Origin of the sequence: Paracoccus indicus, from assembly GCF_003056335.1 — a bacterium.
Classification (GTDB): Bacteria; Pseudomonadota; Alphaproteobacteria; order Rhodobacterales; family Rhodobacteraceae; genus Paracoccus; species Paracoccus indicus.
In genome coordinates, this window is sequence record NZ_PYWA01000004.1 from 300,722 (window position 1) to 314,240 (window position 13,519).

Below are 13,519 nucleotides of genomic sequence, written 5' to 3' on the forward strand. Positions count from 1 at the left end.
GACCATAGGAAAGGCGCCCGGAACCATGTTCCGGGCGCCTTTTGCGTCCCGCGACGGCCGGGGGCGCGTCGCCCCCCGGACCCCCAGAGGGTATTTGTGGCAACCTAGAAGGTCCTAGTGCGAGGTATCCTCGAGCGGCGGGCGCACGCGGAAGACCGCGCAGTAGAGCGCCGGAACGAAGACCAGCGTCACCAGCGTTCCCGCGATGATGCCCCCCATCATGGCGAAGGCCATTGGACCCCAGAACACCTGCCGCGAGATGGGAATCAGCGCCAGCGATGCGGCCGCCGCCGTCAGCAGGATCGGACGGGCGCGGCTGTCCGAGGCCTCGAAGACGGCATCCCACCGGGTCCTGCCCTTGTGCAGAAGTTCCTGGATTTCATGCACGAGGATGATCGAGTTGCGGATCAGGATGCCGATCAGCGCCAGGATCCCCAGGATGGCCACGAAGCCCATCGGTACACGGAAGGGCACCAGCACCGCCACCACGCCGATCAGCCCCAAGGGCGCCGCCGCGAAGACGATCAGCGACAGGCGGAAACTTTGCATCTGGGCCATGACCAGCACTGCCATGATCAGCAGCATCACCGGCACGACCGCCGCGATGGGCGCCTGACTGTCGGCCGAGCTTTCGACCGTACCGCCGACCACGACCTGAACGCCGGGGGGCAGCGTCGCCTGGTATTCGGCGACCTTGTCGGTCAGGGCGGTGACCAGGGTGGCGGGCTGATCCTTGGTTGCGATGCCCGCCTTGACGGTGACGGTGGGCAGGCCGTTGCGCTGCATGATCAGCGGCTGCTCGGTCCCGTATTCCAGCGTCACAAGGGCCGCCAGCGGGATGGTCCGCCCATCGACCAGGTTCATCTGCAGATTGCGGATCGAGTCCAGCGACTGGCGGTCGTCGGCCTGACCGCGGGCGATGACATCGACCAGGAAGATGTCGTCACGCAACTGGGTGACCTGCACGCCGTTGAAGATCGCCGAAAGCGCCTCGGAGATGTCGCCATTGGTCACGCCCAGCTGGCGGGCCTGATCCTGATCGACGTTCAGGCGCACCATGCGCGCGGGTTCGTTCCAGTCCAGCGCGATATCCTGCAGGCGCGGTTCGCCCGACAGCACGGTCGCCAGACCGCGTGCGGCATCACGGGCGGCATCGGGGTCGGGGGCGCTGACGCGGTATTGCACCGGCTTGCCCACCGGCGGGCCGATTTCCAGGTTCTTGACGTAGATGTCGACGCCTGCAAATTCGCTTCTGGCCAGCGCGTTCAGTCGCGCCTTGACGCGGTCGCGCGCCTCCAGATCGGGGGTCTGGATGACGATCTGGCCCATGTGCGGCCCTGCCGTGGGCACATCCATCGACAGCACGAAGCGCGGCGCCCCCTGCCCGACGTAGGAGGTCCAGAACAGCACATCCTCATCCCCGGCCAGCGTGTCCTCCAGCCGGTCCATATCCGCGCGGGTGCGCGCGATGGATGCGTTCTGGCGTTCGTTGACGTCGATCACCACCTCGGTCCGGTCCGAGGTCGGGAAGAACTGCTGTTCCACGAACTGCATTCCCCAGACCGAGGTGAAGAACAAGGCCAGCGTCACGGCGATGGTGATCCATTTGAAGCGCATCGCCTTGCGCAGGAAGCCGTGGAAACCGCGGCGCAGGCGACCCGGACCCTTGTGATGATGGGCCATGTTTCGCGACAGAAAGGTCACGCCCAGAAGCGGTGCGAAGAGCACCGCCACGATCCACGAGATGATCAGCGACACCGCGATCACCACGAAGAGCGAGAAGGTGAATTCCCCCGCTGCCGAATTGTTCAGGCCGATCGGGATGAAGCCCGCCACCGTCACCAGCGTGCCGGTCAGCATCGGGAAGGCGATCGAGGTCCAGGCATAGCTTGCCGCGTCGTTCAGCGTCTCGCCGATTTCCAGCCGCGAGATCATCGTCTCGATCGCGATCATCGCGTCATCGACCAGCAGGCCAAGCGCGATGATCAGCGCCCCGAGCGAGATCCGCTGCAGGGTGATGCCATAGATTTCCAGGATAACGAAGGTGATCGCCAGGCACAGCGGGATGGTCAGCGTCACCACCAGGCCGGCGCGCAGGCCGAGGCTGACGAAGCTGACGATCAGGACGATGCCCACGGCCTCGGCCAGGGCCTGGACGAAATGGCCGACGGCCTCCTCGACGACATGGGGCTGGTCGGCGAATTTCGACATCTTGATGCCGATGGGCAGATCGGCGGCGATCTGGTCCATCAGGGCGTCCAGCTCCTCGCCGAATTCCAGGATGTTGCCGCCCTTGCGCATGCCGACCTGCAGTCCGATGGCCTGTTCGCCCTGATAGCGGAACAGCGATTCCGGCGGGTCGGCATAGCCGCGGGTGATGGTGGCCACATCGGCCAAATTGAAGAAGCGTTCGCCCACGCGCAGGTTCACGGCCTCGATGGCGCTGGCATCGTCGAACTGGCCGCCCACGCGGACCAGCACCCGTTCGGGGCCGGACTGGATGACACCCGAAGGCGCGATGGCGTTCTGCTGGGCCAGCGTTCCCAGCACCTGCTGCTGGTTCAACCCCAGTGCCGCAAGCCGCGCGGCCGAGAACTCCAGGAAAACCTCCTCGTCCTGCTCGCCCAGCAGTTCGGTCTTGCCCGCCATTTCAAGCGATGCGACCTGCTTGCGGATATCCTCGACCCGGTCGCGCAATTCGCGCGGGGTGAAGCCGTCGGCGGTGAAGGCATAGATGTTGCCGAAGACGTCGCCGAAGTTGTCGTTGAACTGGAAGCCCGCGAATTCCTGCGGAAAGTCGCCGCGGATGTCGGACATCATCAGGCGCACGCGCTTCCAGACCTCGGGGACGGCGGCGGCGCGGGTGGTGGGGTCCAGCTCGACATAGACGACCGCCTGCCCCGGCATGGTGACCGAGCGTGTGAAGTCCAGCTCGTCCAGCTCCTCCAGCTTGGTCTCGATGCGGGTGGTGACCTGCTTCAACGTCTCGTCGGTGGTGGCACCGGGAAGGGCCGCGCCGATGATCATCGTCTTGATGGTGAAATCGGGGTCTTCCTCGCGGCCCAGGGACTGATAGCTGATGAAGCCCGCGAACATGGACAGCAGCAGCAGGAACCAGACGAAGCTGCGGTGATGCAGGGCCCAGTCAGACAGATTGAAACGCTTCACGGGTTCAGCCTCCGGCCAACGGCCTGGTCTTGTGTCAGGGATCGCACGCCGCGGATGACGATCTCGTCGCCTGCGGTCAGGCCCGAGGTGATGGACACGCGACCCTGGAACGGCGTCGCGGCCGTAACCTCGACCTGTTCGACATGGGCCTCGTCACCGTCGCGGCGCACGCGCCAGACGTAATTCTTTTCATCGACGGTGATCACCGCCTCGGCAGGCAGCGACAGCGAGGGGTCGTCCACGCTGCCAAAACGCGCGCGTACCAGCGACCCGAGGCGGAAAGTGACATCGGGTGGCAGGCGCAGGTGCAGGCGGCGGGTGCGGGTCGCGCTGTCGGCCACCGGATCGATGCGGTCCAGCGTCGCTGGCACCTGGGTTTCGGGTTCGTTGCGGTGCCAGACGGTGAAGACTGCATCGCTTTCCAGCCCTAGCAGAGCGGATTCAGGCAGATCGATCACGACCTCCTTCTCGTCCTGCGCGGACAGTTGCAGCACCTGCTGGCCCGCGCTGACGACGGCGCCGGGTTCCTCATAGACGGCGCTGATGACCCCGGCGAAGGGGGCCTCCATCAGGGCGAAACCTTCGGAATCCTGCGCCTGCACCAGTTCCGAGCGCGCCTGTTCGGCCGCGGCCGCAGCCGAGGTCGCGGCCTGCTGGGCCTGTTCCAGTTGGGCGTCGGAGGCGACATTGCGTTCGGCCAGTGCCTTGGTGCGGGCCAGCGTCGCCTCGGCGGTGCGTTGCTGGACTTCGGCAGCGTCAAGGGCTGCGGCGGCGGCGCGGGTATTGGCGGCCAAATCGTCGGTGTCCAAGGCGGCCAGCTTCTGGCCCTTGGTGACGATCGTGCCCAGTTCGACCGGACGTTCGATCATGCGACCAAGCGTCTGGAAGCCAAGCGTCACCTGATCGCGCGAGGCGATGGTACCGGGGATCCAGCGCGCCTCGTCGCCGCGGTCCTGCACGATGATGCTGACCACGGGGCGCGGGGGGCCTTCGGGTTCGGCATCGGCATGGGCCTCTCCGCTCAGCCACGAGGGCAGGCCAAGGGCGGATGCGGGGCCGGCCAGCAGGGCCGCGATGCAGATGAAGGCAAGAATTGCGTGGATGGCTTTCATTCGCGGTCCCCTTCCGGCGCGACCGTCGCGCCCATGACCTGACGCCCCGGATAGAGCAGCTGCGATCCGGCGCCCACGACGCGTGCGCCATCATCCAAACCGTCCGAGATGAAGACGGATTGATCGCCGAAATGGCTGACGGTGACCGGCGTCAGGGTGACGCGGTCGTCCTGACCCACCGTCCAGACGGCGGGTTGATCGCCGTCGCGCATCAGGGCGGTCCAGGGAACCTCGGTGCCGTGATCCAGCGCGACGTCCAGGTATCCGCGCACCGATGCCCCCAGAAGCGAGGTGCCGCTTTCGGCAGATTGCAGGCGCGCGCGCACGGTGACGGTGCCGGTCTCGAGGTCCACCAGGGGGGAAACCTCGGTCACCTCGCCGGTCATGGTCGGACGCGCGATGTCCAGCGTCTCCAGCCGGATCGACGTGCCGATGATGTCGCGCAGGATCGGGTCGTCGGCGACCTGGAAGACCGCTTCCAGACCGGTCAGTGCGGCCAGGTTGAAGACCGGCTGCGCGGCGGCGACGACCTGTCCCGGCGCCACGGATTTCATCGTGACCACGGCATCCTGGGGTGCGCGCAGCACGGCGTCCTCGACCGCGCGACGGGCCTGATCCACGGCCGAGATCGCGCGTTCCAGCACGCCCTCGGCCTGCGACAGCGCCTGTTCGGCCTGATCTGCGGCGGCCTTGGTGCCCACCCCGCGCGCCAGCAGCGCCGAGGCGCGTTCGCTGGCCTGACGGGCCTGGTCCTGGCCCGCGCGGGCCGACAGCAGCCCGGCCTCGGCTACGTTCAGCGCCTGATCCTGCTGGACCGAGGCCAGCCGGGCCAAGGGCTGACCCGAGGTGACGCGATCCCCTTCCTCGACCAGGACCTCGGTGACGCGCCCGCCCTGGCGGAAGCCAAGCTGCAGCGCGTCGATGGCCTTGATTTCCCCCGACAGCTGCATGTCGGTGTTCAGGTCGGCGGTCTTCACGGTCTCGATCTGGACGCGGATGACCTGATCGGGGTCGTCCTGCGCCAGCACCGGGAAGGCCGCCAGCCAAGCCAGAAGGGCAGTTCCAAAGATCTGTTTCGACATGATCGACCGATATGTTGCGATACCAGACGTTTCATGCCTTTCGCCGTCTTTGGGAACCCCCTTTCCTTCAGGTCACCGCGGCTTTTCGGTGAAATTCCGCGCGATGCCATGTGCCGTCCCGCAGGATTGCCGCCAGAACGTCCACCGCGCGCGCCACGTCGTCCAGATCGTTGTAGAGCGGTGCAAAACCGAACCGCAGCACGTCGGGTGCGCGAAAATCGCCGATGACCCCTTCCGCGATCAGCGCCTGCATCACCGCATAGGCCTGCGGATGGCGGAACCCGACCTGCGATCCGCGCTGTTCGGGGTCGCGGGGGGAATGCAGGGCGACATCGGGGCAGTTCGCCTCGACCCCCGCGATGAAGGCCTGGCTCAGCTCGATCGAGCGCGCCCGCAGATCGGCCATCTGAACACCGTCCCAGACATCCAGCGCCGCCTCCAGCGCGGTCATGGCGATGACGGGGGGCGTGCCGACGCGCATCCGGTCGATGCCGCCTGCGGGACGGTAATCCAGATCGAAGGCGAAGGGCGCGGCATGGCCCATCCAGCCCTGCAGGATCGGCTGCGCGGCATCCGCATGATCGGGGTGGATCCAGATGAACGCCGGCGCCCCCGGCCCGCCGTTCAGGTACTTGTAGGTGCAGCCGACCGCGAAATCGGCCCCCGCGCCCAGCAGATCGACATCGACCGCCCCCGCCGAATGCGCCAGATCCCAAACCGTCAGCGCACCCGCTGCATGCGCCTTGGTGGTCAGCGCCTTCATGTCGTGGCGGCGGCCGGTGCGGTAATCGACCTCGGTGATCATCATGACGGCGACGTCTTGGGTGATCGCGGCCTCGACATCCTGCGGATCGACGACGCGCAATTCGGCATCGACCGCCTGCGCAAGCCCCTGCGCCACATAGAGGTCCGAGGGGAAGTTGCCGCTGTCCGACAGGATCACCCGCCGGTCGGGACGCAGGGCACGCGCGGCGCTGACGGCTTGAAAGACCTTGATTGACAGCGTGTCGCCCATGACGACCTGCCCCGCCCCCGCCCCGATCAACCGGGCGATGCGGTCGCCCACCTTGCGCGGCTGGTCGAACCACCCGGCCTTGTTCCAGCCGGTGATCAGCATCTCCGACCATTCGTCGGTCATCATGGCCGAGACCTTGGCGGCAGCCGCCTTCGGCATCGGCCCCAGCGAATTGCCATCCAGATAGGTCACGCCCTGCGGCAGATGAAATGCGGTGCGGGTCTTGGTGAAATCGGTCATGCTCAGGCTCCCTCTTGACGGCACGCTAGCAGGCGGGTCACCTGCCGGAAAGAGGGATGAAACCATGCTCTATCAAGTGGATGACTGGGACGACGCTTATGCCAATGGCGCGCACATCCCGAACGCCGAGGCCTATTTCGCCAGCTGGCCGCAAAGCGCCGCAGCCTTTCGCGACCGCCACCCGCCCCGCGATCTGGGCCGTGGCCATCTGTTCATGCCGCAAGGCACGCCGCGCGGGCTGATGGTTTTCATCCACGGCGGCTATTGGATGAACACCGACCCGTCCTTCTGGTCGCATCTGGCCGAGGGTGCCCTGTTGGCCGGATGGGTAGCGCTGTTGCCGGGCTATACGCTGGCGCCCGAGGCACGGATCACCCAGATGACCGGACAGGTGGCCCGCCAGATCGCCACGGCTGCGGAACAGGTCGAAGGCCCCATCGCCATCACCGGCCATTCGGCGGGCGGACATCTGGCGGCGCGGATGGTCTGCGATGACGGCACCTTGCCCGCGCAGGTTCTGGCGCGGGTCTCGGCCTGCGTGCCGATCTCGCCCCTCTCGGACCTGCGACCATTGATGCGCACGGCGATGAACCGCACGCTGATGATCGACCTGCCCGAGGCCTTGGCCGAAAGCCCCGCCCTGCTGCAACCCGCCCAAGGCATCCCCGTCACCACTTGGGTCGGCGGGTCCGAACGCCCCGAGTTCCTGCGTCAGGCCCGTCTGCTGGCGGATGCCTGGGCAGGACTTGGGGCCGCGACGGAATGCGTCACGGCCCCCGGTCGGCATCATTTCAACGTCGTCGAGGATCTGATGCGCCCCGACGCGCCGCTGATGACGCGGCTTCTGGCTCAGAGCGGCTCGCGATAGTCGAACTCGTCGGGGTGCGGGCCGGTGCGGTGGTCGTTGTCCAGACCGTCCAGCGCGGCCATGTCCTCGGCGGTCAGCTCGAACTCCAGCACGGCGAAGTTCTGCGCCAGACGGTCGGGGTGTTCCGATTTCGGAATGACCGACAGACCATGCTGGATATGCCACCGCAGGATCACCTGCGCGGGGCTGCGGTTCAGCCGTTCCGCAATTTTGGTGACGGCGGGCGCCTCGAAGCTGTCGCCGCGACCAAGGGGGGTCCAGCTTTGCGTGACGATGCCAAGATCCTCGTTGATCTTGCGCATATGGGTTTGCGCCAGCGAGGGATGCAGCTCGATCTGGTTCAGCGCCGGGGTGACGCCGGTCTCGTCGATCAGGCGCTTGAGGTGGTCCTCGTGGAAGTTCGCCACCCCGATCGAGTTCACGCGGCCTTCCTCGCGCAGGCGGATCAGCGCCTTCCAGGTCTCGACATAGGCATCCAGCTTGGGCAGCGGCCAATGGATCAGGAACAGGTCCAGCCGGTCCAGACCGGTGCGCTCCATCGTCTCGTCGAAGGTCCGCAGCGCCATGTCATAGCCCTGTGCATCGTTCCACAGCTTCGAGGTCACGAAGATCTCGTCGCGGGGGACGTCGGAATTGCGGATGCCCTCGCCCATGCCGCGTTCGTTCTTGTAGGCGGCGGCGCCGTCGATCAGGCGGTAACCGGCGCTCAGCGCCTGCTGCACCACCTGCGGGGTCTTCGCATCGTCGATCTGCCAGATGCCGGTGCCCAGCTGGGGCATCTTGTGTCCGTCATTCAGCGTCATCATCGGTTGGGTCATGGGTGACTCCTTTCGTTGCCGCAGATAACGCAAAGGACGGGCATTGGGTCCAGCCCATATGTCGCGCCCCCTTCACGATGATTTTCGCGCGGCACCCCTGCCGCATGGAACCGCTGCCCGCCGACGCTGTTGACCGATGCGCCGACCCGCGCCGCGAAAGGCACAACATGGACCAGCAGGTCATCCCCTTCGATCTTGTCCGCATGTTCATCGGGGAACAGCCGCCGCTGTTCTATGCCGAGATCCTGTTCCGCACCGTCCTGATCTATGTCTACACGCTGGCGATGATCCGCTGGATCGGCGGGCGCGGCGTCGCGCAGCTGTCGATGGTGGAATTCCTGCTGGTGATCGCCCTCGGTTCGGCGGTGGGCGATGCGATGTTCTACCCCGAGGTGCCGCTGTTGGCCGCCATGGCCGTCATCACCACCATCGTCCTCATCAACAAGGTGCTGGACCGGCTGATCGTCCGGTCCGATCGCGCCAAGACCACGCTGGACGGACGACCCTTGGCGCTTGTCCGCGACGGTCGCATCCTGCTGGATGCGATCGATCACCGCGATCTGGGCATTTCCGAGATCAAGTCGATGCTGCGCCTTGCCGGGGTCGAGAACCTGGGCGAATTGCGCGCGGCCTACCTCGAGGCCGGGGGCGGGCTGTCGGTCTTTCGCGCCCATCCGCCCCGCCCCGGCCTGTCGCTGGTCCCGCCCCGGCACCTGCTGAACCCGCCACCCGCCACCGACAAGCCGCTTGCGATGGACGGCCAGACATGTTGTGGCATCTGCGGCGCGCCGACCGGTGCGCAGATCATCGCCACCCGCGGTCGTTGCAGCCATTGCGACGGGCGGGCGTGGCAGTCTCCGGAATGGCCCGCGGGCACCGGGGAACAGGACAAGGGCGGCACCACGCCGAAGGAGTGACAGATGAAGGTATTCACGCTGGTGGTCGAACTGGGACGCAGGACCGGCGACGGGCTGCCCAAGGGCGCGACCGGGGCGGGTCTTGTCTGCTTCGCCGCCGGAACCGACGAGGCCGAGGCGGTGCGCGAAACCGTGGCGATCCTGAAGCAGGCCGAGATGGCTCCGCTGGACGTGACCGGATACGGCACGCTTGAGGACCGGCTGGCCGAGGGGCATGAGGTCGACCAGGACGAACGCGACCTGATGGACCGCGCGCTGGCCGAAAATTCCGTCATCATCGCGCAGATGACGCCCTATTTCGGGGACGAAGGGTCGCAGGACACGCCGCGCCATTAGGGCTGCGTTGCGGTGCCGCATCGCGCACCGCTTGCCCTACCCATGGATGCATCCTTCGGTTAGACTGTTCACAACAAGAACCCGAGCAGTCACGAACAGGCGATCATCCATGAGCATTTCCCGCATTTTCCTGTCCACCGCCCTGATCGGGGTCCTGGCGTCCTGCGCATCGCCGGTGTCGCGCATGCCCGCATCGGGGCCGTCGGCGGGCTATTCCTCGGTCACGCCGACCGCGATCCCCGCCGCATCCGCCAGCGACGAGGCGGGCCTGCAGCGCTTCGTCCAGAGCTTCCGCCCCCGCGCGCTCTCCTCGGGCATCTCGCCCGCGACCTACGACCGCGCCATGCGGATCGCGCAGTATAATCCCGATGTGATCCGCCTGGATCGCAAGCAGTCCGAATTCTCGCGTCCGGTCTGGCTCTATCTGGACAGCGCCGTGTCCGATGTCCGCATCACCACGGGCCGCCAGAAGAACGCGCAACTTTCCTCGACCCTGTCGCGGATCGAGGCGCAATACGGCGTCCCGCGCGAGATCGTGCTGGCCGTCTGGGGCATGGAATCGAACTTCGGCGGCAACCGCGGCAAGATGCAGATCATCCCCTCGCTGACGACGCTGGCCTATGACGGTCGCCGGGGCGAGATGTTCCAGAACCAGCTGATCGCCGCGCTGAAGATCCTGCAGGCGGGCGACACCGACCCCGAACACATGCTGGGCAGCTGGGCGGGCGCGATGGGGCACACCCAGTTCATGCCGACCTCCTATCTGGAATATGCGGTCGATTTCACCGGGGACGGTCGCCGCGACATCTGGTCGGACGATCCGACCGACGCGCTGGCATCGACTGCCGCCTATCTGGCCCGCAACGGCTGGCAGCGCGGCCAGACCTGGGGGGCCGAGGTGCGGCTGCCCGCGAACTTCAACATGGGTCTGATCGGCAAGGGAACGCGGCGTTCGTCGGGCGACTGGTCGGCGCAGGGTGTGCGCACGATGTCGGGCGGCGGCCTGCCCTCGGGCAATGGCTCGATCATCATGCCGGCGGGGGCGCGTGGTCCGGCCTTCTTCATCAGCGACAACTTCCGGTCGATCCTGCGCTACAACAACTCGGACAACTATGCGCTTGGTGTCTCGTTCCTGGCGGAACGCATCGCCGGGCGTTCGGGTATCCAAGGCAACTGGCCGCGCAGCGACCGCCCCCTGTCCACGGGCGAGCGTGAAGAGATCCAGGTCCTGCTGAAGCGCCGCGGCTTCTACGACGGCGAGATCGACGGGTTGTTCGGTTCGGGCACGATGGAGGCCGTGGCCGCCTTCCAGCGGTCCATCGGCGCGACGCCCGACGGCTATCCCACCTCGATCCTGCTGGGCCAGCTGCGCGGTTGAGCGTAACGGACAAAACCGGCCCCGCACCCGCGGGGCCGTTTTCCGACAGCGACCGCGATGCCGTCTATCGCGCCATCCGGTCGCGGCGCGACGTGCGCAGCCAGTTCCTGCCCGATCCCATCGATCCCGCGCTTCTGACGCGCCTGTTGCAAGCCGCGCATGATGCGCCATCCGTGGGGCTGTCGCAGCCGTGGAACTTCATCCTGCTGCGCGATCCCGCCGTTCGGCTGCGCATCCACGACGCCTTCACCCGCGCCAATGCCGAGGCCGCGGAACGCTTTCCCGACCGCAAGGCGCTCTATTCGTCCTTGAAGCTGGAAGGCATCCTTCAGGCGCCGGTGAACCTCTGCATCACCTGCGACCGCAGTCGCGGCGGCGATCATGTGCTGGGCCGCACCCATGATCGTGCCACTGACCTCTATTCCACGGTCTGCGCCGTCCAGAACCTGTGGCTGGCGGCCCGTGCCGAGGGCGTGGGCGTCGGTTGGGTCAGCATCTTCCGCGAGGACGACCTGCGGTCCATCCTGCGCCTGCCCGACTATGTCGTGCCGGTGGCCTATCTGTGCATCGGCCATGTCGCGGAGCTCTATCGGCAACCCGAGCTGCAGGCGAAGGGCTGGGCCGAACGCCTGCCCTTGCGCGATCTGGTGCTGGAGGACAGCTGGGACGGCCCTCAGGCCAATCTGTCGCGAAAGACGTCCAGCACCTGCGCATAAACTTCGCGCTTGAAGGGAACGATGCTGTCCAGCAGATCATCGGCGCGCATCCATTGCCACTTGTCGAACTCGGGGTGGTCGGTGGCGATGTCCACATCGCTGTCCTGCCCCGTGAACCGCAGCAGCAGCCATTTCTGGCGCTGCCCGCAGAAGCGGCCCTTCCAGGCCTTGCCCAGCAGATGCGGCGGCAGGTCGTAATAGACCCAATCGGGCGTTTCCCCCAGAACCTCGGCCTTGTCGATGGTGACGCCGGTTTCCTCGACCAACTCGCGCAGGGCGGCCTGATGCGGGGTTTCGCCCGCATCGATGCCCCCCTGCGGCATCTGCCATGCGCCGGGGGTGTCGATGCGCTGACCGGCAAAGATCAGCCCCGCATCGTTGATCAGCACGACCCCTGCACAGGGCCGATAGGGCAGGCCCATCGGCCCCATCCGTTCGGTCATGGATCAGCCCTTGTCCGCATCGCCGCCGGCCGGTTCGGCATTGGCGGCGGGGGTTTCGGTGGCGGGCACATCGTCGGCGTTGAAGCTGACGGCGGCCAGACCCTTCAGGATGTCGACGGCATAGGCCAGCTGGTAATCCTCGTCGCGCAGGGCGGCAGTCGCCTCGACCTCGGCGGCCTCGTCCTCGATCTGCTTGCGGTCCTCGTCGCTGATGTCGTTGCCCAAGGCACCGCGCAGATCCGCCTCGGAGCGGCTGAAGCTGCTGTTGGTGCGCGATTCTTCCTCCTCCGTGGGCTGGGCAGGGGTTGGCTGGGCGACCAGGATGTCGGGCTGGATGCCCAATGACTGGATCGACCGTCCCGACGGCGTATAGTAACGCGCCGTCGTCAGCCGGATCGCACTGTCCGAGGTGACGGGCATCACGGTCTGGACACTGCCCTTGCCGAAGGTCTTTTCGCCCACGACGATGGCGCGGCGATGGTCCTGCAGCGCGCCGGCCACGATCTCCGATGCGCTGGCCGAACCGCCATTGGTCAGGACGACCATCGGCTTGCCTTCGGCCAGATCGCCCTCCTCGGCGTTCCAGCGTTCACTCTCATCGGGGTTGCGGCCGCGGGTGCTGACGATTTCGCCCGCATCCAGAAACGCGTCGCTGACGCTGATCGCCTGGTTCAGCAACCCGCCGGGGTTGTTGCGCAGGTCCAGGACGAAGCCCGTGACCTTGTCGATGCCGCCTGCTTCCTCGACCGCCTTGGCCAGCTCGGTCTTCAGCGCGTCATAAGTCTCGTCGTTGAAGGTCGAGACGCGCAGGACGACCGCATGGCCCTCGACGCGCGACCGTACGACGGTCAGCTTGATCGTGTCGCGGGCCATGGTCAGATCGAAAGGTTCGGTCTCGCCTTCGCGCAGGATGGTGATGGTGATCTCGGACCCAACCGGGCCGCGCATCATCTCGACCGCCTCGTCCAGGTTCAGGCCCAGCAGCGATTCGCCGTTCACATGGGTGATGAAATCGCCCGACTGCACGCCCGCCTCGGCGGCGGGGGTGTCGTCAATGGGCGAGACGACCTTGACCATGCCCTCTTCCTGGCTGACCTCGATGCCCAGGCCGCCGAAGCTGCCGCGGGTCTGGGTCTGCATGTCGGAATAAGCATCCGCCGACAGGAAGCTGGAATGCGGATCAAGCGAGGTCAGCATGCCGTTGATCGCAGCCTCGACCAATTCCTTGTCGTCGGGGGCCTCGACGTAATCGGCGCGGATACGCTCGAAGATGTTGCCGAACAGTTCAAGCTGTTCGTAGGTCGAGGTATTGCGCCCGGCTTCCTGCGCCATCAGCGGTCCGGCGATCTGGGTCGTTGCCAGCGCGCCTGCAAGAACGCCCCCCAGTCCTGCGATCAGATAATGTCTCATGGCGGCCTTTCCTGCC

At 66.4% G+C, this 13,519-nt stretch carries 12 protein-coding genes; 5 read left to right on the forward strand and 7 right to left on the reverse strand.

Going from position 1 to position 13,519, the window contains the following annotated elements:
- Positions 1 to 114: 114 nt before the first annotated feature.
- From DDE75_RS08905 to kynU, 4 genes are all read right to left on the reverse strand, one after another.
- Positions 115 to 3,168, reverse strand: coding sequence for an efflux RND transporter permease subunit (locus DDE75_RS08905; protein WP_108502012.1), 3,054 nt, complete (start codon positions 3,166 to 3,168; stop codon positions 115 to 117).
- Positions 3,165 to 4,280, reverse strand: coding sequence for an efflux RND transporter periplasmic adaptor subunit (locus DDE75_RS08910; protein ID WP_108502013.1), 1,116 nt, complete (start codon positions 4,278 to 4,280; stop codon positions 3,165 to 3,167). The genes DDE75_RS08905 and DDE75_RS08910 overlap by 4 nt, the downstream gene beginning before the upstream one ends.
- Positions 4,277 to 5,362: an efflux RND transporter periplasmic adaptor subunit gene (locus tag DDE75_RS08915; protein ID WP_108502014.1), complete on the reverse strand. Its 1,086-nt coding sequence runs from the start codon at positions 5,360 to 5,362 to the stop codon at positions 4,277 to 4,279. The genes DDE75_RS08910 and DDE75_RS08915 overlap by 4 nt, the downstream gene beginning before the upstream one ends.
- Before the next feature lie 67 nt (positions 5,363 to 5,429).
- Positions 5,430 to 6,617 (reverse strand): kynureninase, encoded by a 1,188-nt coding sequence (kynU, locus tag DDE75_RS08920; protein WP_108502015.1) that lies wholly within the window; start codon positions 6,615 to 6,617, stop codon positions 5,430 to 5,432.
- Between the two features lie 64 nt (positions 6,618 to 6,681).
- On the opposite strand from kynU, the gene DDE75_RS08925 reads away from it, so the two are divergent.
- Positions 6,682 to 7,485 carry an alpha/beta hydrolase gene (locus DDE75_RS08925; RefSeq protein WP_108502016.1) on the forward strand — a complete coding sequence of 268 codons (804 nt, stop codon included), beginning with the start codon at positions 6,682 to 6,684 and terminating at the stop codon, positions 7,483 to 7,485.
- Here the strand turns inward: DDE75_RS08925 and DDE75_RS08930 are convergent.
- Entirely contained in the window at positions 7,467 to 8,303 is an 837-nt protein-coding gene (locus DDE75_RS08930; protein ID WP_108502017.1) for an aldo/keto reductase, read from the reverse strand. The genes DDE75_RS08925 and DDE75_RS08930 overlap by 19 nt on opposite strands.
- A gap of 167 nt (positions 8,304 to 8,470) precedes the next feature.
- Between DDE75_RS08930 and DDE75_RS08935 the strand changes: the two genes are divergently transcribed.
- The 4 genes from DDE75_RS08935 to bluB all read left to right on the forward strand — a co-directional run bounded on the left by DDE75_RS08935 (position 8,471) and on the right by bluB (position 11,650).
- On the forward strand, positions 8,471 to 9,220 hold the full coding sequence (locus DDE75_RS08935) for a DUF421 domain-containing protein (RefSeq protein ID WP_162798958.1): 750 nt from the start codon (positions 8,471 to 8,473) through the stop codon (positions 9,218 to 9,220).
- A 3-nt stretch (positions 9,221 to 9,223) separates the two neighbouring features.
- On the forward strand, positions 9,224 to 9,556 hold the full coding sequence (locus DDE75_RS08940; protein ID WP_108502019.1) for a hypothetical protein: 333 nt from the start codon (positions 9,224 to 9,226) through the stop codon (positions 9,554 to 9,556).
- 109 nt (positions 9,557 to 9,665) lie between these two features.
- Positions 9,666 to 10,934, forward strand: a complete 1,269-nt coding sequence (locus DDE75_RS08945) for a lytic murein transglycosylase (protein WP_108502020.1) — start codon at positions 9,666 to 9,668, stop codon at positions 10,932 to 10,934.
- On the forward strand, positions 10,931 to 11,650 hold the full coding sequence (bluB, locus tag DDE75_RS08950; protein ID WP_108502021.1) for a 5,6-dimethylbenzimidazole synthase: 720 nt from the start codon (positions 10,931 to 10,933) through the stop codon (positions 11,648 to 11,650). Before DDE75_RS08945 ends, bluB begins: the two co-directional genes overlap by 4 nt.
- Here bluB and DDE75_RS08955 read toward each other — a convergent pair.
- Both DDE75_RS08955 and DDE75_RS08960 read right to left on the reverse strand, forming a co-directional pair.
- Positions 11,608 to 12,093 (reverse strand): RNA pyrophosphohydrolase, encoded by a 486-nt coding sequence (locus DDE75_RS08955; protein ID WP_108502022.1) that lies wholly within the window; start codon positions 12,091 to 12,093, stop codon positions 11,608 to 11,610. The two genes, bluB and DDE75_RS08955, sit on opposite strands and share 43 nt — an antisense overlap.
- 3 nt (positions 12,094 to 12,096) lie before the next feature.
- Positions 12,097 to 13,503 carry a S41 family peptidase gene (locus DDE75_RS08960; RefSeq protein ID WP_108502023.1) on the reverse strand — a complete coding sequence of 469 codons (1,407 nt, stop codon included), beginning with the start codon at positions 13,501 to 13,503 and terminating at the stop codon, positions 12,097 to 12,099.
- Positions 13,504 to 13,519 lie beyond the last annotated feature (16 nt).

Bases quoted from the DNA above. Each gene is read 5' to 3' on its own strand.
- DDE75_RS08915 (WP_108502014.1), bottom strand. From the start codon at position 5,362: ATGTCGAAACAGATCTTTGGAACTGCCCTTCTGGCTTGGCTGGCGGCC.
- DDE75_RS08960 (WP_108502023.1), bottom strand. From the start codon at position 13,503: ATGAGACATTATCTGATCGCAGGACTGGGGGGCGTTCTTGCAGGCGCG.
- DDE75_RS08945 (WP_108502020.1), top strand. From the start codon at position 9,666: ATGAGCATTTCCCGCATTTTCCTGTCCACCGCCCTGATCGGGGTCCTG.
- DDE75_RS08935 (WP_162798958.1), top strand. From the start codon at position 8,471: ATGGACCAGCAGGTCATCCCCTTCGATCTTGTCCGCATGTTCATCGGG.
- DDE75_RS08940 (WP_108502019.1), top strand. From the start codon at position 9,224: ATGAAGGTATTCACGCTGGTGGTCGAACTGGGACGCAGGACCGGCGAC.
- DDE75_RS08955 (WP_108502022.1), bottom strand. From the start codon at position 12,093: ATGACCGAACGGATGGGGCCGATGGGCCTGCCCTATCGGCCCTGTGCA.
- DDE75_RS08925 (WP_108502016.1), top strand. From the start codon at position 6,682: ATGCTCTATCAAGTGGATGACTGGGACGACGCTTATGCCAATGGCGCG.
- DDE75_RS08930 (WP_108502017.1), bottom strand. From the start codon at position 8,303: ATGACCCAACCGATGATGACGCTGAATGACGGACACAAGATGCCCCAG.
- DDE75_RS08910 (WP_108502013.1), bottom strand. From the start codon at position 4,280: ATGAAAGCCATCCACGCAATTCTTGCCTTCATCTGCATCGCGGCCCTG.
- kynU (WP_108502015.1), bottom strand. From the start codon at position 6,617: ATGACCGATTTCACCAAGACCCGCACCGCATTTCATCTGCCGCAGGGC.